The organism is Streptomyces sp. NPDC016851 (genome assembly GCF_055562795.1).
The window spans coordinates 40,385-57,915 of sequence record NZ_JBVHEP010000034.1 but is presented as its reverse complement, the minus strand read 5'-3'; the positions used below and the strand labels follow the sequence as shown (position 1 = coordinate 57,915).

At 72.6% G+C, this 17,531-nt stretch carries 17 protein-coding genes; 10 read left to right on the top strand and 7 right to left on the bottom strand.

The features are described 5' to 3' along the window. Positions 1 to 61: 61 nt before the first annotated feature. Both ACZ3I3_RS37380 and ACZ3I3_RS37375 read left to right on the top strand, forming a co-directional pair. Positions 62 to 655, top strand: coding sequence for a hypothetical protein (locus ACZ3I3_RS37380; RefSeq protein ID WP_467372233.1), 594 nt, complete (start codon positions 62 to 64; stop codon positions 653 to 655). Between the two features lie 448 nt (positions 656 to 1,103). After that, a complete protein-coding gene (locus ACZ3I3_RS37375) occupies positions 1,104 to 2,060 on the top strand; it encodes a class F sortase (RefSeq protein WP_467372232.1) in 957 nt (318 codons plus the stop codon). 155 nt (positions 2,061 to 2,215) lie between these two features. Here the strand turns inward: ACZ3I3_RS37375 and ACZ3I3_RS37370 are convergent, their stop codons facing one another. Beyond that, positions 2,216 to 3,844, bottom strand: coding sequence for an IS200/IS605 family accessory protein TnpB-related protein (locus tag ACZ3I3_RS37370; protein ID WP_467372231.1), 1,629 nt, complete (start codon positions 3,842 to 3,844; stop codon positions 2,216 to 2,218). A gap of 202 nt (positions 3,845 to 4,046) precedes the next feature. Here ACZ3I3_RS37370 and ACZ3I3_RS37365 point away from each other — a divergent pair, with 202 nt between their 5' ends. The 4 genes from ACZ3I3_RS37365 to ACZ3I3_RS37350 all read left to right on the top strand — a co-directional run bounded on the left by ACZ3I3_RS37365 (position 4,047) and on the right by ACZ3I3_RS37350 (position 9,679). Beyond that, positions 4,047 to 5,417, top strand: coding sequence for an ABC transporter ATP-binding protein (locus tag ACZ3I3_RS37365; RefSeq protein WP_467372230.1), 1,371 nt, complete (start codon positions 4,047 to 4,049; stop codon positions 5,415 to 5,417). A gap of 206 nt (positions 5,418 to 5,623) precedes the next feature. Then, positions 5,624 to 7,012, top strand: coding sequence for an aldehyde dehydrogenase family protein (locus ACZ3I3_RS37360; RefSeq protein WP_467372229.1), 1,389 nt, complete (start codon positions 5,624 to 5,626; stop codon positions 7,010 to 7,012). A 20-nt stretch (positions 7,013 to 7,032) separates the two neighbouring features. Continuing rightward, on the top strand, positions 7,033 to 8,115 hold the full coding sequence (locus ACZ3I3_RS37355; protein WP_467372228.1) for a Zn-dependent alcohol dehydrogenase: 1,083 nt from the start codon (positions 7,033 to 7,035) through the stop codon (positions 8,113 to 8,115). A gap of 193 nt (positions 8,116 to 8,308) precedes the next feature. Then, a complete protein-coding gene (locus ACZ3I3_RS37350; protein WP_467372227.1) occupies positions 8,309 to 9,679 on the top strand; it encodes an MFS transporter in 1,371 nt (456 codons plus the stop codon). Here ACZ3I3_RS37350 and ACZ3I3_RS37345 read toward each other — a convergent pair. The 3 genes from ACZ3I3_RS37345 to ACZ3I3_RS37335 form a co-directional block, all read right to left on the bottom strand. Next, positions 9,668 to 10,636, bottom strand: coding sequence for a DMT family transporter (locus ACZ3I3_RS37345; protein WP_467372226.1), 969 nt, complete (start codon positions 10,634 to 10,636; stop codon positions 9,668 to 9,670). The two genes, ACZ3I3_RS37350 and ACZ3I3_RS37345, sit on opposite strands and share 12 nt — an antisense overlap. 100 nt (positions 10,637 to 10,736) lie before the next feature. After that, on the bottom strand, positions 10,737 to 11,447 hold the full coding sequence (locus ACZ3I3_RS37340; RefSeq protein WP_467372225.1) for an ArsR/SmtB family transcription factor: 711 nt from the start codon (positions 11,445 to 11,447) through the stop codon (positions 10,737 to 10,739). A 46-nt stretch (positions 11,448 to 11,493) separates the two neighbouring features. Beyond that, positions 11,494 to 12,135, bottom strand: a complete 642-nt coding sequence (locus ACZ3I3_RS37335) for a TetR/AcrR family transcriptional regulator (protein WP_467372224.1) — start codon at positions 12,133 to 12,135, stop codon at positions 11,494 to 11,496. A gap of 88 nt (positions 12,136 to 12,223) precedes the next feature. Here ACZ3I3_RS37335 and ACZ3I3_RS37330 point away from each other — a divergent pair, with 88 nt between their 5' ends. The 3 genes from ACZ3I3_RS37330 (at position 12,224) to ACZ3I3_RS37320 (ending at position 14,421) form a co-directional block, all read left to right on the top strand. Further along, positions 12,224 to 13,375 carry an acyl-CoA dehydrogenase family protein gene (locus tag ACZ3I3_RS37330; RefSeq protein WP_467372269.1) on the top strand — a complete coding sequence of 384 codons (1,152 nt, stop codon included), beginning with the start codon at positions 12,224 to 12,226 and terminating at the stop codon, positions 13,373 to 13,375. 60 nt (positions 13,376 to 13,435) lie between these two features. Next, positions 13,436 to 13,708: a YiaA/YiaB family inner membrane protein gene (locus ACZ3I3_RS37325; protein ID WP_467372223.1), complete on the top strand. Its 273-nt coding sequence runs from the start codon at positions 13,436 to 13,438 to the stop codon at positions 13,706 to 13,708. 83 nt (positions 13,709 to 13,791) lie between these two features. Continuing rightward, positions 13,792 to 14,421, top strand: coding sequence for a TetR/AcrR family transcriptional regulator (locus ACZ3I3_RS37320; protein ID WP_467372222.1), 630 nt, complete (start codon positions 13,792 to 13,794; stop codon positions 14,419 to 14,421). Between the two features lie 10 nt (positions 14,422 to 14,431). Here ACZ3I3_RS37320 and ACZ3I3_RS37315 read toward each other — a convergent pair whose 3' ends face one another. Beyond that, complete coding sequence (locus tag ACZ3I3_RS37315) at positions 14,432 to 14,893, bottom strand: MaoC family dehydratase (protein ID WP_356926772.1); 462 nt, start codon at positions 14,891 to 14,893, stop codon at positions 14,432 to 14,434. Positions 14,894 to 15,001: 108 nt separating this feature from the next. Here ACZ3I3_RS37315 and soxR point away from each other — a divergent pair, with 108 nt between their 5' ends. Beyond that, complete coding sequence (gene soxR, locus ACZ3I3_RS37310; protein ID WP_467372221.1) at positions 15,002 to 15,466, top strand: redox-sensitive transcriptional activator SoxR; 465 nt, start codon at positions 15,002 to 15,004, stop codon at positions 15,464 to 15,466. A 402-nt stretch (positions 15,467 to 15,868) separates the two neighbouring features. On the opposite strand, the gene ACZ3I3_RS37305 is transcribed toward soxR, so the two are convergent. Both ACZ3I3_RS37305 and ACZ3I3_RS37300 read right to left on the bottom strand, forming a co-directional pair. After that, complete coding sequence (locus ACZ3I3_RS37305) at positions 15,869 to 16,597, bottom strand: 3-keto-5-aminohexanoate cleavage protein (RefSeq protein ID WP_467372220.1); 729 nt, start codon at positions 16,595 to 16,597, stop codon at positions 15,869 to 15,871. Between the two features lie 75 nt (positions 16,598 to 16,672). Beyond that, complete coding sequence (locus tag ACZ3I3_RS37300; RefSeq protein ID WP_467372219.1) at positions 16,673 to 17,275, bottom strand: hypothetical protein; 603 nt, start codon at positions 17,273 to 17,275, stop codon at positions 16,673 to 16,675. Positions 17,276 to 17,531: the final 256 nt, after the last annotated feature.

The following is a 17,531-nucleotide window of genomic DNA, read 5'->3' as shown; positions in this document are numbered from 1 at the left end:
GGTCCTGTGACAGAGAGTCAGGTGACGAGGTGTTTGTATGACAATCATCTGACTTGGAGGCATGTTCATGCCCGTCGTACCCCCCGCGCGCCGTGCCGGTACCCGCACCGCCGTCCTCGCCGCCCTCACCCTCGCAGGGACCGCCCTGAGCGGTGTGCCCGCTGTCGCCGCTCCTGTCCCGGGGGACAACGGAGACGTCAAGATCCACGCCAGCACGACGACCGCGGACAACCAGCGCAACGACCCCAAGGTCTGCGACTTCTATCTGGCGGCGTTCAACTTCGACCCGGGCGAGAAGGTCAACTGGACCATCCAGACCCAGCCCGAGGTGCCGGGCGGGGCCACGCGCAGCGGCCAGTTCACCGCCGACCCCACCGGCAAGGGCCGCACCAAGGCCATCGACCTGCCCAACGGGCAGTACAAGCTCACGTGGCTCACCGACCAGGCTCACGGTGCCGGCAAGTTCAAGGTCTTCAAGGTCGACTGCCCGACCTCCAAGCCGACGACGCCGGTCGGCGGCCCGCCGGCGGGCGGTGGCGGCATCGCCCGTGGCGAGGCCTTCACGCCGGTCACCGGAGCGGCGGCGGTCGGACTGGCCGCCGTCGCCGGAACGGTCTGGTTCCGGCTCCGCCGCCGCCCCGATGGCGCGGCGTAGGACGGTTTCGGCGTACCGCGCCGCTCCACTGGGGCGGCGCGGGGCTGGGACCGGAGCCGCTGCCGCCCCTGCGCGTCGGCGTGGTGGCCGGCCCGGTGCTGTCGCTGATCCGGAGGGCCGGACCGGCGGCGGGTTCCGTGGTGTCGCCGACCCGACGGTCCGGAGTGGGCCCGGGGCTGCCGCCCGCTCGGCGGTGGGGTCCAGGGCCGGGTCTGGTGTCGGCTCGGCGGTGGGGTCCAGGGCCGGGTCCGGTGTCGGCTCGGTGGAGGGGCCCAGGTCCGGGTCTGGTGTCGGCTCGGCGGTGGGGTCCAGGGCCGGGTCCGGTGTCGGCTCGGTGGAGGGGCCCCGGTCCGGGTTCGGTGTCGGGTCGGCGGCGGGGCCCAGGGCCGCATCCGCTGTCGGGCCGGTCGTGCGGCATGGGAGCGGCGGGTCCGGTGCCGGACCCGCGATGCGGCCCAGGGCCGGTTACGGGGACGGCCCGGCGATGCCGTACCGGCGACGGCGCAGGCCCTGGTATCGGACGCGGGCCTACCGCCTGGCCCGGACGGTCCTGGTGAGTGTCTCGTTGCTGGTCGGTGTCGTCTGCTGGGACCGGGGCGATGAGCCCGACGCGGCGGTCACCGCCCTTCCCCCCGGCTCGGCCGGGGCTGCCGCCGCGGCGCTGCCGGGCGACTCCCGCCCCGGACCGGCTGCCGTGCCCCGCGGCGTCGGCCTCACCCCGACCGCCCGGCCCGGCACCACCCGAGAGCCCGGGCCCCGCACCGGCGCGATCCCGGTACGTCCGTCCCGTACGCCCGCGCGCCCTGCCGACAGGCAGCGAACGCCCGCAGCCACCGCTCCCAAGCCGGACACGACCCGCACCCCCGCGCGCCCACCCACCCGCACCCCCATCCGCCCACCCGCCCGAACCGCCCGACCACCCCACCCCCCGGCCACGCCCCGCACCCTGCCCCCCTCCCGAGCCACGCGCCTGCTCATCCCCTACCTCCGGATCGACGCCCCCGTCATGGACCTGGGCCTCGACCGCGAACACCGCCTCACCGCACCCCCGGAGGACGACCCCAAGCTGGTCGGCTGGTACGAGGACGGCGCCTCGCCGGGCGAGCGGGGCACCGCCGTGGCCGTCGGGCATCTCGACACGGACAGCGGCCCCGCCGTCTTCGCGGGACTGCCCGAGCTCACCCGCGGCCGCATCGTCAAGGCCCGCCGCGCCGACGGGCGGATCGCCGTCTACACCGTGGACAAGGTCAAGTCGTACGAGAAGGCGCACTTCCCGAGCCAGGAGGTGTACGGCGCCCGGGGCCGCCCCGAACTGCGCCTGATCACCTGCGGCGGCAGCTACGACCGCAGGAAGGGCTACTCCGGGAACGTCGTGGTCTTCGCCCACCTCACCGGCGTCCACTGACCCCGTCCGCCTTCTCACCAGCTGGACGGAACGCCCGGATTCCGACAGGTGTCTTCCCCCGGCCGCGTACTTTCCGTTAACTTCCGTGACCCACAGCCCCGTACGACCCGCACGGGGTTTCCCACGGCAGAGCACCAGCGCCCTGATGACCGTTCCTACAGACTGAGCGGGAGTGAGTCCTGTTGCCAGAACCTGTGCCCAGCCGGATGCCCCGAACGGTGTTGGGCACCCTGGTCGCCCGCTTTCGCTCCAGATCCGGCGCGCACGGATCGTGTCCGTGGTCCGGGAATGCGGGGGCGGGTTTCCTCACGCCTCCGGGCGCCCGGTCCGGCCTGGACGGTCCGATGCCCGCGACGATCACTCCGGTCGTCGCGGGGCGGTGCCGTCCGTCGCCGGATCGGGTGCCCGAGGGCGCGCCTTCCGATCGCCACCGCCGCGGCATCGTGCCGGGTGGTGGCGCGTTTGTTGCCGGTGAGGGGTTTCTGCCAGTGCTGGGCGCCCCACTTGGAGGTGTAGGCCGGGTCGACGGCCACGATGGTGATGCCGAGTTCGGCCGCCATCGACACCAGCCGGGAGCGCAGCCTGGACACTGGCATGCCCGAGATCAGCTTGCGGAACCGCTTCCGTCTGCCGTGCTTCTCCCGGGTCTTCTCCGCGGCGAAGTCCAGATCCTCGATCGCGATGCTCAGGCCGTGCCGCTTCGCCCACTTCAGCAGGCGCACCAGCGCGTGGCGTACCTGGGCGTCACGGTAGCCGGCCGGTCCGTCGAGGTCGAAGGAGAAGCGGCGTGGATTGCCGACCGGGTTGCCGTGTTCGTCCAGGCGCCATGCCGCGAGGTGATCGGCGTTGGTATCGACGCCGATCATCCCGTCGGCGCGGGCCTGAGCCAGCGGAACGGTCAGAGTCGGCGGGATCGTCCACGCGGCGGTGACGTACCAGCGGTTCCGGCCGGTATCGAGGTGGATGCGGTAGGCCACGGCCCGGTTCGTCGCCACACGGTCGGCCCACTCCTCGCCACGATGGCGGAAGACGACCGTGCCGTTCAGGACGTACCGGCCATGTCTGGCGTTCGCCAGATGTGCCAGCGGCGCGGGGAGCTTGATGCTGACCTCACCGTCCGGCGTGAGGCGGATCGTCTCGTTCCCGAACCGCTTCCCGCTCTCGCCGTCCGCCTGCAGGAACCAGCGTGCGGCCTCCCACCGCTGGCGCCATGTGGCTTCGGTGAGCTGCGCCTGGTCGAGGTGGTGACGGTTGCGGGCCAGCCGCTTCCCGCCTCGTACCACGCGCACACGCCCGGCTGCGCGGTCGGCACGCTCAGCGGCGAGCCGGTCCTCAAGCACGCGCAGACGACGTGTCTTTGCGAACCACTCCTGCCGCGTGCGGTAGCCGCCCGGCGCCCGCTTGGTACCCTTCTCGCCCACCGGCAGAGACAACCGGTGCGCGATCATGCGCACCCCGGCTTCCAGGTCCTGGATGTGGGCGAGTTGCGCTCGCCGCGACAGTGCCCACTGATCATGCGTCGCCTTGGTGATACTGCCCGCCCACCGCGACGAGGACTCCGCACTCACAGTGCGCTTGCGCCGCGCCCACGTGTCCGCGGAGTGCTCCAGCCCCTCGGCGCAGCGCCGCTTCAGGTCACGGGAAGCCAGCGACCCCAGATGCGCGCCGACCAGCCGCAGCACCTCTTCGTCCGCACCGGTCAGGCCCTTGAGTCGGGTCCGGATCGCCACCCCGGACGGGCCCAGGACGACGAACGGCGTCGAAAGCTCACGCAGCACACTCATCCCGCCCCCTTCCCCACACCCCGGGCACGCCTGCCCCCCCGCCCAACGACCATGCCTGCGAAAAGGTCACGCATTCGATCTGGGAACTCCCGTTCCCTCCCCGGAAGCCGCGCACGCCGCAGCCCGGACACTCACTCACACACGCCAGAACGCACTCATACGCACTCACCCGGCAGCAGCTCACAACCCCTCGGGGGCACCCATGACACGCGCCATCTCCCTGCACGACGTGAGCAAGGCCTACACGCGAGGCGCCCGCGTGGTGGACCGGCTGTCGCTGGACATCGCGCCGGGCGAGTTCCTCGTGCTGCTCGGCCCGTCCGGCTGCGGCAAGTCGACCGTGCTCCGGATGATCGCCGGCCTGGAGGAGATCGACGAGGGCGAGCTGCTGCTCGACGGCGAGTACGCCAACGACCTGCCGCCGTCCGGGCGGGACATGGCGATGGTCTTCCAGAACTTCGCCCTGTACCCGAACATGACCAGCCGCGCCAACATCGGCTTCCCGCTGCGGATCGAGGCCCCGGGCACCGACCCCGGGCCACGCGTGGACGCCACCGCCCGGATGCTGGGCATCGAGGATCTCCTCGACCGCCTGCCCGGCCAGCTCTCCGGCGGTGAACGCCAGCGGGTCGCCATGGGCCGGGCCATCGCCCGCCACCCCTCCGCCTTCCTGATGGACGAGCCGCTGTCCAACCTCGACGCCAAGCTCCGCACGCATCTGCGCGCCGAGATCTCCCAGCTGACCAAGGAGCTGGGCGTCACCACGCTCTACGTCACCCACGACCAGGCCGAGGCCATGTCGCTCGGCGACCGGGTCGCGGTGCTGCGCGGCGGCGTGCTCCAGCAGGTCGACAGCCCGCGGGCCGTCTACGCGCTGCCCAGCAACGTCTTCGTCGCCGCCTTCATCGGCACCCCGCGCATCAACCTGCTGCGCGGCCTGGTGCGCGCCCCGCTGGACGGCGCGATGACCATCAGCCTGGGCAAGCAGTTCCTGCGGCTGCCCGAGCCGCTCTCCCTGGACCACCAGCTGCTGCGCGTCGAGCAGGGCCGCGAGGTCATCGTGGGCCTGCGCTCGGAGGCCGTCCGGATCGCCAAGCACTCCGCGGCCCGCCCCGGCGAGGTGCCGATCACCGGCCTGGTCGAGCACGTGGAGTTCCAGGGGCACGAGATCCTCGTCCACTTCGACACCGGCTCCAGTCCCGCCGTCGTCCCCGAACTGGAGGCCCCGCGCCCCCGCCCCGGCCGCCCCGCCCGGCGCCGCCGCCGTGAGGCCTCGGTCCTCACCCGCCTGCGGGAGCGGACCGGAGCCGGACGGACCGGAGCCGGACGGACCGGAGCCGGACGGGCCGGACCCGTCGTGACCCTGGACGACCCCGGGGACGCCGAAGTCCGTGCGCCGTCCGCCGAGTCCCGCCTGCCCGGCGACCTCATCGTCCGCACCACCCCCGACCTCGCCCTCCGCCACGGCATGCAGGTGCCGCTCCTGGTCGACCTCGCCCACCTCTTCGTCTTCGACCAGCACGGGGACCGCATCTGCCCGCATCCGGCGCGCCTGCCCGACCTGGGGGAGTGAGGAGCCGCACACCCGGGCGGGGCCCCGGCCGTGCTGTGATGACCCGGGACCCGGGACCCGGGACCCGGACTCCGGACCCGGACCGGACCCGGACCTGGGCCTTGACCTGGGGCCAGGGACCCGGTGCCCCGTGACGTCTGGCGCCAGAAAACTATCGTCGCTAGTTTATGTACCGGACGACGACGCCCCGCCCCGGAGGAAGCACGATGAAGGCATACGACGGCATGTACATCCAGGGCGCCTGGCGCCCCGCCGCCGGCCAGGACGTGATCGAGGTCGTGAACCCGGCCGACGAGCAGGTCATCGGCACGGTCCCGGCCGGCACCGCCGAGGACGTCGACGCCGCCGTGCGGGCCGCCCGCGCCGCCCTCCCGGACTGGGCCGCGACCCCGCCCGCCGAGCGCGCGGTGCGCCTGGCGGCCCTGCGGGACGTGCTCACCGCCCGCGCGGACGAGATCGCCGAGACCGTCACCGCCGAACTCGGCTCGCCCCTGAAGTTCTCCCAGGCCGTCCACGCTGCCGTGCCGATCGCGGTCGCGGGCTCCTACGCCGAGCTCGCGGCGACGTACGCCTTCGAGGAGAAGACCGGCAACTCGGTCGTGCACCACGAGCCGGTCGGTGTCGTGGCCGCGATCACGCCCTGGAACTACCCGCTGCACCAGATCGTCGCCAAGGTCGCCCCGGCCCTCGCGGCCGGCTGCACGATCGTCGTGAAGCCCGCCGAGGACACCCCGCTGGTCGCCCGCCTGTTCGCCGACGCGGTCCACGAGGCCGGCCTCCCCGCCGGCGTCTTCAACCTGGTCACCGGCCTCGGCCCGGTCGCAGGCCAGGCCCTCGCCGAGCACCCCGGCGTCGACCTGGTCTCCTTCACCGGCTCCACCGCCGTCGGCCGGCACATCGCGGCGATCGCCGCCGGGCAGGTCAAGAAGGTCGCCCTCGAACTCGGCGGCAAGTCCGCCAACGTCATCCTCCCGACCGCCGACCTCGCCAAGGCGGTCAACGTCGGTGTCGCCAACGTCATGTCCAACTCCGGGCAGACGTGCAGCGCGTGGACGCGGATGCTGGTCCACCGCGACCAGTACGACGAGGCGGTCGAACTCGCCGCGACGGCCGCCGCCAAGTACGGCGAGCGCATCGGCCCGGTCGTCAACGCCAAGCAGCAGGCCCGCGTGCGCGGCTACATCGAGAAGGGCGTCGCCGAGGGCGCCCGCCTGGTCGCCGGCGGGCCCGAAGCCCCGCGCGAGACGGGCTACTTCGTCAGCCCGACCGTCTTCGCCGACGTCACCCCGGACATGACCATCGCGCAGGAGGAGATCTTCGGCCCGGTCCTGTCGATCCTCCGCTACGACGACGAGGAGGACGCCCTGCGGATCGCCAACGGCACGGTCTACGGCCTGGCCGGCGCCGTCTGGGCCGGTGACGAGGCCGAGGCGGTGGCCTTCGCGCGCCGGATGGAGACCGGCCAGGTCGACATCAACGGCGGCCGCTTCAACCCCCTCGCCCCCTTCGGCGGCTACAAGCAGTCCGGCGTGGGCCGCGAACTCGGCGTGCACGGCCTGGCCGAGTACCTCCAGACCAAGTCCCTCCAGTTCTAGTCAGGGGAGTCCCTTCCGTCATGGCTGTCCGCGCCGCCGTCCTGCCCGCCGTCGGCTCCCCACTGGAGATCACCGGCATCGACCTGCCCGACCCCGGACCCGGCCAGGTCCGCGTCCGGCTCGCCGCCGCCGGGGTCTGCCACTCCGACCTGTCCCTGTCCAACGGCACCATGCGCGTGCCCGTCCCCGCCGTCCTCGGCCACGAGGGCGCCGGCACGGTCGTCGCCGTCGGCGAGGGCGTCGGTCACGTCGCGCCCGGCGACGGGGTCGTCCTCAACTGGGCCCCGTCCTGCGGCAGCTGCCACGCCTGCTCGCTCGGCGAGGTCTGGCTGTGCGCCGACGCCCTGAGCGGCGCCGCCGACGTCTACGCCCGCACCACCGAGGGCACCGACCTCCACCCCGGCCTGAACGTCGCCGCGTTCGCCGAGGAGACGGTCGTCTCCGCGTCCTGCGTGCTGCCCGCCCCGGACGGCGTCCCGCTCACCGACGCGGCCCTGCTCGGCTGCGCCGTCCTCACCGGCTACGGCGCCGTCCACCACTCGGCCCACGTCCGGCAGGGCGAGACGGTCGCGGTGTTCGGCGTCGGGGGAGTGGGACTCGCGGCCCTGCAGGCGGCCCGGATCGCGGGCGCCTCGAAGATCATCGCCGTGGACGTCTCCCCGGCGAAGGAGGAACTGGCCCGGACCGCCGGAGCCACCGACTACCTGGTCGCCTCCGACACCACGGCCAGGGAGATCCGCGGCCTCACCGGCAAGCAGGGCGTCGACGTGGCCGTCGAGTGCGCCGGCCGCGCGGTCACCATCCGCACGGCCTGGGACTCCACCCGGCGCGGCGGCCGCACCACGGTCGTCGGCATCGGCGGCAAGGACCAGCAGGTCACCTTCAACGCCCTGGAGATCTTCCACTGGGGCCGCACCCTCTCCGGCTGCGTCTACGGCAACTCCGACCCCGCGCGGGACCTCCCGGTCCTCGCCGATCACGTCCGGGCGGGCCGTCTGGACCTGACCGCCCTGGTGACCGAACGCATCTCCCTGGACGGCATCCCGGCGGCCTTCGAGAACATGCTGGCGGGCAAGGGCGGCCGCGCGCTGGTCGTCTTCTAGTCCGGTCCCACCCGCACCCCGGCCTCCGCGCGAGGCCGGGGTCCGAGGCATGCCCGCCCGCACACTGAGTGCCCTGTACAGGCAAAAGTCCTGGTGCACGACCCGTTGACGTACATACCGTCCGGTCAGTACGTTCCCCGGAATCCGAGCCACCCCCCGGTTCCGTCCCCGCACCCACCGGAGCGTGCACCACATGGACACGGCCCCTTCCGCTCAGCCGCCCGCCTCCACCGCGCCCGCCGTGGGCAACCGCCGCCGCGTAGCCACCGCCGCGGCCCTCGCCTCGGCCGTCGAGTGGTACGACTACTTCGTCTTCGGTATCGCCGCCGCCCTCGTCCTCGGCGACCTCTACTTCCCCGCCGGCAGCCCCACCGCCGGCGTCATGGCCTCCTTCGCCACGTTCGCCGTCGGCTTCCTCGCCCGCCCCCTCGGCGGCATCGTCGCCGGCCACCTCGGTGACAAGCGCGGCCGCAAGCCGATGCTGGTCCTCGCGCTCACGCTGATGGGCGTGGCCACCACCGGCATCGGCCTGCTGCCGACGTACGACACGATCGGCGTCGCCGCCCCGATCCTGCTCGTCCTGCTCCGCATCGCGCAGGGCGTCGCCGTCGGCGCCCAGTGGGGCGGCGCGATGCTCCTGGCCACCGAGTACGCCCCGGAGGGCAAGCGCGGCGTCTACGGCAGCGTGGTCCAGCTCGGCGTCCCCATCGGCGTGGTGACCGCCAACACGGTCTTCCTGGCCGCCGGCGCCCTCACCACCGACTCGGCGTTCGCGGCCTGGGGCTGGCGCGTGCCGTTCCTGGTCGGCCTGCTCGTGCTCGGCCTCGCCTGGTACATCCACACCCGCGTCGAGGAGACCCCGGCGTTCAAGGAGGCCGAACGCGCCCTCGCCGAGCAGGAGAAGACCGAGCAGAGCTCGCCGCTGCGCACGATCCTGCGCGGCCACCTCGGCACGGTCCTCCTCGCCGGCGGCTCCTTCGCCGTGAACACCGCGACCTTCTACATCCTCATCACCGGCGTCCTCGACTACACGACCCGCGAGCTGGACATGGAGAAGGGCCCGGTGCTCATGGTCTCGCTCTGCGTCAGCCTCACCCAGCTCGTGCTGATCCCGGCCGCCGCCGCCCTCTCCGACCGCGTCGGCCGCATCCGGATCTACGCCTTCGGGGCCGCCGGCATCGCCCTGTGGGCCGTACCGCTCTTCCTCCTGATCGACACCGGCTCGCTGCTGTGGCTCGCGGTCGGCACCTTCGTCGCCAGCTGCTTCCTGAGCATCATGTACGGCCCGCAGGCCGCCCTGTTCGCCGAGTTGTTCACGCCCGAGATGCGCTACACCGGCGCCTCCCTCGGCTACCAGATCGCGGCCGTCGCGGGCGGCGGCCTCGCCCCCTTCGTCATGGTGCTGCTGCTGGAGGCGACGGGCACCTCGATGGCGGTGTCCGGCTACATCATCGCGCTCTCGGTGATCGCCCTGGTGTCGATCAAGGTCCTCGCGGACCGGGCGCGTCCGGCGGAACCGGAAGCCGCGCCCGAGGCCAGGGCGGAAGCCGAGTCAGCGGGCTGAGCCCCCGGTGCGCTCGGGCCGGGGCTCCGGAGCCGCTCCCGGATCCCCGGCCCGAGCCGCCGCCCGCGACCGCGACCGGGACACCGCGACACCCGCCAGGCACAGCACACCCCCGACCAGGGTGAGCAGCCCCGGCACCTCGCCGAGGAACAGCCAGGACATCAGGACGACCAGCGCGGGCGCCGCGTACGTGGTCGCGCCCATCCGGCTCGCGGTCGTCCGGGACAGTGCGTACGCCCACGTCGTGAAGGCCAGGGCGGTCGGGAAGACGCCCAGGTACACCATGTTGACCGTCGCGGAGGCCGGCGCCTCGGCGGCCTCCTGGACGAGCTGCCCCGCGAACGGCAGACAGACCACCGCGCCGATCAGGCAGCCGAACGTCGTCACCTGCAACGGACTGGCCGTACCCAGCGCCGGCTTCTGGGCGACGACACCGGCGGCGTACGTGACCGCCGCCAGCAGACACAGCACCACCCCGAGCACCGAGGAACCGCCCTCGCCGGACATCGACAGACCCACGGTCACCGCACCGGCGAACGACACCGCCATCCCCGCCAGCAGCCGCGGCGGCATCGGATCACCGAGCAGCCGGGCACCGAGCAGCGCGATGAGGATCGGTCCGGTGTTCACCACCAGGGCGGCCGTACCCGCGTCGACCTGCTGCTCGCCCCAGTTGAGGACGATCATGTAGACGCCGAACCACAGCAGGCCCGATATGGCGATCCCGCGCCAGGCCGAGCGCGGCGGCCACCCCTCCCGCCGCAGCAGACAGATCACCCCGAGCGTCAGCGACCCGGCCAGCAGCCGCCCGAGCGCGAGCGCGCCCGGCGAGTACGCCTCCCCGGCGCTGCGGATCGAGACGAAGGCGGACGCCCACAGCACGACGGTCACCGCGGCCGCGCCGGCGGCCAGCAGCTCGGCCCGGCGGGCGGGGCGGGGAGGGGTGTGGTTCATCATGATCCCGAGGCTAGGAGGGGTAAGGGGACGGACGCTCGCGAATTTCGGACAGGGGCTTCAGCGGCCCATAAGAGCGTGGGCTCGTTCGATGAGGCTCGGGTCAGTGCAGCGCCGCGGCCTCCACGCCCAGCAACTCGGACAGGGCCCGCTCACCGGCCGCCGTCACCTTCACGGCCCGCTCGGAGCCGATACGCACGCACCATCCCGTCTCCAGGGCGTGCCGGCACAGGGCAGCGCCCGCGACGCCCGCGAGATGGGGACGGCGTTCGGTCCAGTCGAGACAGGCCCGGGCCAGGGGGCGCCGGCCACGCCGGTCGAGGCCGATACCGGCCGACTCGAACCACGCCAGCCCGGCGTCGGTGAGCGCGAACCCGGTCTCCTGTTGCAGCAGCCCGCGCGCCGTCAGCGCGTCCGTGACCGCGATGCCGAGCCGCCCGGCGAGATGGTCGTAGCAGGTGCGGCCCCGGGCCATCGCCGAACCGGCGCCGGCCTCCCGCAGGTTCCGCGGCCGTAGGGCACTGTCCGGTGCGACCTGTGCCGCCAGGTCCTCCACCAGCTGCGCGACCCGCGCGTCGGCCAGCCGGACGTACCGGTGCCGGCCCTGCCGCTCCTCGGCGAGCAGCCCGCCCGCGACGAGCCTGCCGAGGTGCTCGCTCAGCGTCGACGCGGCGACACCCGCGTGCCGCGCCAGCTCGCCCGCGGTCCAGGCCCGCCCGTCGAGCAGCGCCAGCAGACACGCGGCCCGGGTCTCGTCCGCGAACAGCGCGGCGAACCGGGCCAGAGCCGTGGCCTGCGGGTCCCTCGTCGTCATGTCCCCAGCATGGAACACGAACCCTTCGGCTGAGGCCGAAGTGTCGCTACGCGGTGCGCCGCACCTGCTCGTACTGCCGGGCCAGCCCGTCCAGCAGGGCCGTCAGCCCGGTCTCGAAGGCCCGCTCGTCGATCTTCTCCTGGTGCTCGGCGAGGCGGTGGGCCTGCTGGAGATGGGGGTAGTCGGCGGGGTCGTAGGCGCTCGCGTCGTCCACGAAGCCCCCGGCGAAGGAGCCGAGCGCGGAGCCCATCACGAAGTAGCGCATCAGCGCGCCGATGGACGTGGCCTGCGCCGGCGGCCAGCCCGCCTCGACCATCGCGCCGTAGACGGCGTCCGCGAGCCGCAGCCCGGCCGGGCGGCGGCCGGGGCCGCGGGCCAGCACCGGGACGATGTTCGGGTGGTCGCGCAGCGCGGCCCGGTAGGAGACGGCCCAGTCGTGCAGCGCGGTCCGCCAGTCCCGGCCGTCCTGGAACATCGACAGGTCCACCTGGCCGCTCACCGAGTCGGCGACCGCCTCCAGGATCTCGTCCTTGGTGCGGAAGTGGTTGTAGAGCGAGGGCCCGCTGACCCCGAGTTCGGCGGCGAGCCGGCGGGTGGAGACGGCCGCGAGGCCCTCCGCGTCCACGAGCGCGCGGGCCGTCTCGACGATCCGGTCGGTGCTCAGCAGGGGCTTGCGCGGTCGGGCCATGGCGCACATAGTAGGGCTGCCGATGGAAACTAGCAGTGCTAATTTAAATGTACGGCTTTCAAAGGGCCTTCGAGTGGAGTGGCTTGTGGTGAACCTGGAGTTCAGCGAGGAGCAGACCGCCGTCCGGCAGCTCGCCCGGGACTTCGTCGAGCGCGAGATCGCCCCGAACGCCATCGCCTGGGACCGCGCCGAGGAGGTCGACCGCGGGATCGTCAAGAAGCTCGGCGAGGTCGGCTTCCTGGGGCTGACGATCGACGAGGAGTACGGCGGCTCGGGCGGCGACCACCTCGCGTACTGCCTGGTCACGGAGGAACTCGGCCGGGGCGACTCGTCCGTGCGCGGGATCGTCTCCGTCTCGCTGGGGCTCGTCGCGAAGACCGTCGCCGCCTGGGGGAGCGAGGAGCAGAAGCGGCGGTGGCTGCCCGGGCTCACGTCCGGTGAGTCGGTCGGCTGCTTCGGCCTGACCGAGCCGGGCACGGGCTCCGACGCGGGCAACCTGGTGACGCGGGCGGTGCGGGACGGCGACGACTACGTCATCAACGGCACCAAGATGTTCATCACCAACGGCACCTGGGCCGACGTCGTCCTGCTCTTCGCCCGCTCCACCGACGCCCCCGGTCACAAGGGCGTCTCCGCCTTCCTGGTCCCCACGGACACGCCCGGCCTGACGCGCCGCACGATCCACGGGAAGCTGGGGCTGCGCGGCCAGGCCACGGCCGAGATCGTGCTGGAGGACGTGCGGGTACCCGCCTCGGCGCTGCTGGGGGAGGAGGGCAAGGGCTTCTCGGTCGCCATGTCCGCCCTCGCCAAGGGCCGGATGTCGGTCGCCGCCGGCTGCGTCGGCATAGCCCAGGCCGCGCTGGACGCGGCCGTGCGGTACGCGGGCGAGCGCGAGCAGTTCGGGAAGACGATCGCCCGTCACCAGCTGGTCCAGGAGCTGATCAGCGACATCGCCGTGGACGTCGACGCCGCCCGGCTGCTGACCTGGCGGGTCGCCGACCTGATCGACCGCGGCCGGCCGTTCGCCGTCGAGTCGTCCAAGGCCAAGCTGTTCGCCTCGGAGGCGGCCGTCCGCGCCGCCAACAACGCGCTCCAGGTGTTCGGCGGCTACGGCTACATCGACGAGTACCCCGCGGGCAAGCTGCTGCGGGACGCCCGCGTGATGACCCTCTACGAGGGCACGAGCCAGATCCAGAAGCTGGTCATCGGGCGTGCGCTGACGGGGGTTTCGGCGTTCTGAGTACGCCCCTGAGTACTTCAGCGGATGTGGCGCGGGCCACGTCCGCCGAAGCTTGCCCCCATGAGTGACACACCGGGCAGCAAGCAGAACACCGCCGCCTTCTACGGCCAGGCCGTCGCCTCCTTCGCCGTAGCCATGGCGGCCACCGCGATCGGCATCTACCAGCTGAGCGCCGACGCCTGGGTGCGGGGCTTCCTCGCCATCGCCGTCCTGTACCTGGTCACCTCCTCCTTCACCCTCGCCAAGGTGATCCGGGACCGGCAGGAGGGGCCGGCCGGGACGGCGGGGACGGCGGGGGCGGCGCCCACGTACAGCCCCTACGAGAAGCACTGAGCGGGCGCACCCGGCGGTCTCGCTAAGCGCTCGCTCACCTTCGGCGGTATGGTGTTGTCCCTGTCGGTGGAGAGGGGCGTGTGATGAGTACGGCGGAGGAGACGGCCGGCGGCGAGACGCAGGCGTGGGGCGAGGTCACGCCCGACGCGGCGCGACGGCTGCTGATCGCCGCGGTGGAGGCCTTCGCCGAGCGCGGGTACCACGCCACGACGACCCGGGACATCGCGGGTCGCGCCGGGATGAGCCCGGCCGCGCTCTACATCCACTACAAGACCAAGGAAGAGCTGCTGCACCGCATCAGCAGGATCGGGCACGAGAAGGCCCTGGAGATCCTGCGGACGGCGTCACGGCGGGAGGGTACCGCCCGCGAGCGCCTGGCCGGGGCGGTCAGCTCCTTCGTCCGCTGGCACGCCGGCGGACGCACCACCGCGCGGGTCGTCCAGTACGAGCTGGACTCGCTCGGTCCGGACGCCCGCGACGAGATCCTCGCGCTGCGGCGGCAGTGCGACGCCGAGGTGCGGGGGATCATCGAGGACGGCGTCGCGGCCGGTGAGTTCGACGTGCTCGACGTGAAGGGCACGACCCTGGCTGTTCTCTCGCTCTGCATCGACGTGTCCCGGTGGTTCAACGTGAACGGGCCCTGGACGCCGGACGAGGTCGGCGCGCTGTACGCCGACCTCGTGCTGCGGATGGTGGGGGACGGGGCGAAGTGACCCGCCGGGGTCAGAAGTAGTAGCGGGAGACGGACTCGGCGACGCAGACGGGCTTGTCGCCGCCCTCGCGCTCCACGGTGAAGGCGACGGTCACCTGGGCGCCGCCGGGCACGTCGTCGACGGCGCTGATGGTCGCGGTGGCGCGGAGCCGGGAGCCGACGGGGACGGGCGAGGGGAAACGGACCTTGTTCGTCCCGTAGTTGACGCCCATCTTCACGCCCTCGACGGAGATCAGCTGCGGCCCGAAGAGGGGGAGCAGCGACAGGGTGAGATAGCCGTGGGCGATGGTGGTGCCGAAGGGGCCCGCGGCGGCCTTCTCCGGGTCGACGTGAATCCACTGGTGATCGCCGGTGGCCTCCGCGAAGAGGTCGATCCGCTTCTGGTCGATGTCGAGCCAGTCGGTGTACCCCAGTTGCTCGCCCACCGCCGACTTCAGGTCGTCGACGGACGTGAAGATCCTCGGCTGTGCCATGTCCCGGCCTCTCGCGTCAGGAAGTCTGCGTGCGCTTGAATCTCTAAGCGACTGCTTAGCATGGTCGGCTGCGGGGGCCGTGTCAACGGACTGGGTAGGGTTCGAGGGGTGCCCCAGATTTCAGAGAAGATCCACGAGCTCACGGTCGGCCAGCTGGCGGCGCGCAGCGGGGCCGCCGTTTCCGCCCTGCATTTCTACGAGTCCAAAGGCCTGATCAGCAGTCGCCGGACCACCGGCAACCAGCGCCGCTACGCGCGGGACACGCTGCGCAGGGTCGCCTTCATCCGGGCCGCCCAACGGGTCGGCATCCCGCTGGCGACGATCCGGGAGGCGCTGGCGGAGCTTCCCGAGGAGCGGACGCCGACCCGGGAGGACTGGGCGCGCCTGTCGGAGGCCTGGCGCTCGGAACTGGACGAACGCATCAAGCAGCTGAACCGCCTCCGCGACCACCTCACCGACTGCATCGGCTGCGGCTGCCTCTCCCTCGACACCTGCGTCCTGTCCAATGCGGGCGACGCCTTCGGCGAACGCCGCGCGGGCTCACGGCTGCTGGTGGACAGGGGGCGCGGGTAGCGCGTGTGCCTCCGGTGATTGGGGCGGGGTGCCTGCGGCGGCCTGTGGCTGCTTCGGTGGGGGTGCGCGTAGCGCCTGCTCGCCGGTGGTGGGTCGGGGCCGCGCCGGGGGGTGTCCGTCCTCGGAACGGCGCGATGGGCTTGCGAACCAACTAACTGTCCGTTGACGCGCCAACCGCTGCGGGCGGACACCCCCCGACACGTCCCCTTCTCGCCGTCGGCGGCTGCGGGCGCGTCTCGCCTGAGCTGCCGCAGGCCGCCCTAGCTGCGGGCAGTCGTGCCGCTTGGGGCGGCACGGGTGGGCGCAGCGGCACCTCGTCGCGCCGAGCTGCGCAACGCCCCGGCCTCAGCAGCCGTCGGCGGCACCCCGCTCCGCCGGGCTGCGCAACGACCCAGCCCAGCCTCAGCAACCACGCCGACCCGCCTCGTACTCCACCAACCCGGCCGCGACCAACTCCGCGTTGGACCCGGCCCGCCTCCCACCCGGCAGGATCAGTACATCCTCCACCCCGACCCGCGTCGCCAACCCCAGCTCGCCCGCGAGCCGCAGCACGGGCCACGCACCCCCGTCCTCCCCGTGCAGCAGCACAGGACGCCCCTGCGCGGCACCGAGGTCCGCCAACAACCCCCGCGCGGAAGCCACCGCACTGGAAGGGTCCGTGTCCGTCACCTCGGCCAAGACCCGCAGCACCTTCGGCCCCAGCGGCGAGGCGGCGAACCGCTCCGCACCGTCCGTCCCGGACCAGATGCCCGCCTCCACAGCCACTCCGCGTTCCAGGAGCAGGCCGGCGACCTCCTCCGCACCGGGCTCATGCCAGTTGACCGAGGCATGGTCGGGCAGGACGGTCCAGCTCCGTATCCGCTCCAGCCGGGCCGCGGGATCCGGCTCGGCCCACGCCCCCGTCGTCACCCCCACCGGCACCCGCACCCGCGAGCGCATCGCCGACAGCGTCTCCGCGAGCACCTTCGGCGACAACGTGTCCCGCCCGCACGGCGTCTTGGGATGGACATGGATGTCCGTGGCCCCGGCCGCGACGGCGTCGGCGGCGGAGTCGGCCATGGACTCGGGCGTCAGCGGCACCGCCGTGCCGTCGGCGGCGGTCCGCGGACCGTTCAGACACACCTGCACCATGTCGACGATGGTGTCAGCACCCAGTGACAGTGGGGGTGCGGCATCCCCGGCGCACCCCCCGCGCACCCGCATTCGTCAAGCCGACACCAACAGCCTCGCCCGCCTGGCGTCCGTCAGGGCTTCGGGCGTGAGCACCGGACGCGGTACGAGAATTCCGCAGTCCGTGCAGACCGGACCCGCCGAGGGCTCGTGGTCCAGGTCGTACTTCCAGGCGAGTTGCTCCCCGCCGCACACCGGGCACGTAGAGCCCGGTTCGCGCTCCAGCGCGGCGATCAGCCGGCGCAGCACCTCGGCCAGCGGTTCACGGGGATGGACCGCCGGATCGTCGCACCACGCCACGCCGAAACCGCCCCAGGTCAGCCGGTGCCAGTCGTCCACACTGCCCGGCCGGCGCAGTCCGTCGTGCTTCTCCTTCTTGCGGCGCTCGGCGAACTCGACCTCGTAGGCCAGCCAGACCGCCCGCGCCTCCTCCAGTTCGTCCAGTGCGGCCACGAGCCGCACCGGATCGGGGGACCGGTCCTCGGGACCGAACCCGGCCCGGGAACACAGGTGGTCCCAGGTCGCCCTGTGCCCGTAAGGGGCGAACCTCTCAAGGCACTTGCGCAGCGAATAACGCCGCAGTGCCAGATCGCACCGCGGATCGCGGACCTGTCTCGCCAGACTCCGGAAACCGGCCATCGTCCTGCACCTCCGTCACACCTGCACCTAATCCGGTCACTTCGGCGTCGTCGTAAGGACGTCGCCGAATAGACGTATCGACAAGCGAATCGGCTCCATCCGATTTCAAATGGCCTCCATAAGCGGTCCGACGAGGCCCCGAGTCGACTGCCGTGGTCCGTGTGCCTGTTGTGCTGACTCCAAAAAGTGACGCCTGTTCATCTTCAATCCCGGGGCTACCGGCGGTAACATCCCGCCCACCCCCGTCGGGAGGAGC

Bases quoted from the DNA above. Each gene is read 5' to 3' on its own strand.
- ACZ3I3_RS37340 (WP_467372225.1), bottom strand. From the start codon at position 11,447: ATGACGACGAGGGACCCGCAGGCCACGGCTCTGGCCCGGTTCGCCGCG.
- ACZ3I3_RS37350 (WP_467372227.1), top strand. From the start codon at position 8,309: ATGGACACGGCCCCTTCCGCTCAGCCGCCCGCCTCCACCGCGCCCGCC.
- ACZ3I3_RS37345 (WP_467372226.1), bottom strand. From the start codon at position 10,636: ATGATGAACCACACCCCTCCCCGCCCCGCCCGCCGGGCCGAGCTGCTG.
- ACZ3I3_RS37305 (WP_467372220.1), bottom strand. From the start codon at position 16,597: ATGGTGCAGGTGTGTCTGAACGGTCCGCGGACCGCCGCCGACGGCACG.
- ACZ3I3_RS37315 (WP_356926772.1), bottom strand. From the start codon at position 14,893: ATGGCACAGCCGAGGATCTTCACGTCCGTCGACGACCTGAAGTCGGCG.
- ACZ3I3_RS37365 (WP_467372230.1), top strand. From the start codon at position 4,047: ATGACACGCGCCATCTCCCTGCACGACGTGAGCAAGGCCTACACGCGA.
- ACZ3I3_RS37300 (WP_467372219.1), bottom strand. From the start codon at position 17,275: ATGGCCGGTTTCCGGAGTCTGGCGAGACAGGTCCGCGATCCGCGGTGC.
- ACZ3I3_RS37375 (WP_467372232.1), top strand. From the start codon at position 1,104: ATGCGGCCCAGGGCCGGTTACGGGGACGGCCCGGCGATGCCGTACCGG.
- ACZ3I3_RS37335 (WP_467372224.1), bottom strand. From the start codon at position 12,135: ATGGCCCGACCGCGCAAGCCCCTGCTGAGCACCGACCGGATCGTCGAG.
- ACZ3I3_RS37355 (WP_467372228.1), top strand. From the start codon at position 7,033: ATGGCTGTCCGCGCCGCCGTCCTGCCCGCCGTCGGCTCCCCACTGGAG.
- ACZ3I3_RS37360 (WP_467372229.1), top strand. From the start codon at position 5,624: ATGAAGGCATACGACGGCATGTACATCCAGGGCGCCTGGCGCCCCGCC.
- ACZ3I3_RS37380 (WP_467372233.1), top strand. From the start codon at position 62: ATGTTCATGCCCGTCGTACCCCCCGCGCGCCGTGCCGGTACCCGCACC.
- ACZ3I3_RS37325 (WP_467372223.1), top strand. From the start codon at position 13,436: ATGAGTGACACACCGGGCAGCAAGCAGAACACCGCCGCCTTCTACGGC.
- ACZ3I3_RS37320 (WP_467372222.1), top strand. From the start codon at position 13,792: ATGAGTACGGCGGAGGAGACGGCCGGCGGCGAGACGCAGGCGTGGGGC.
- ACZ3I3_RS37370 (WP_467372231.1), bottom strand. From the start codon at position 3,844: ATGAGTGTGCTGCGTGAGCTTTCGACGCCGTTCGTCGTCCTGGGCCCG.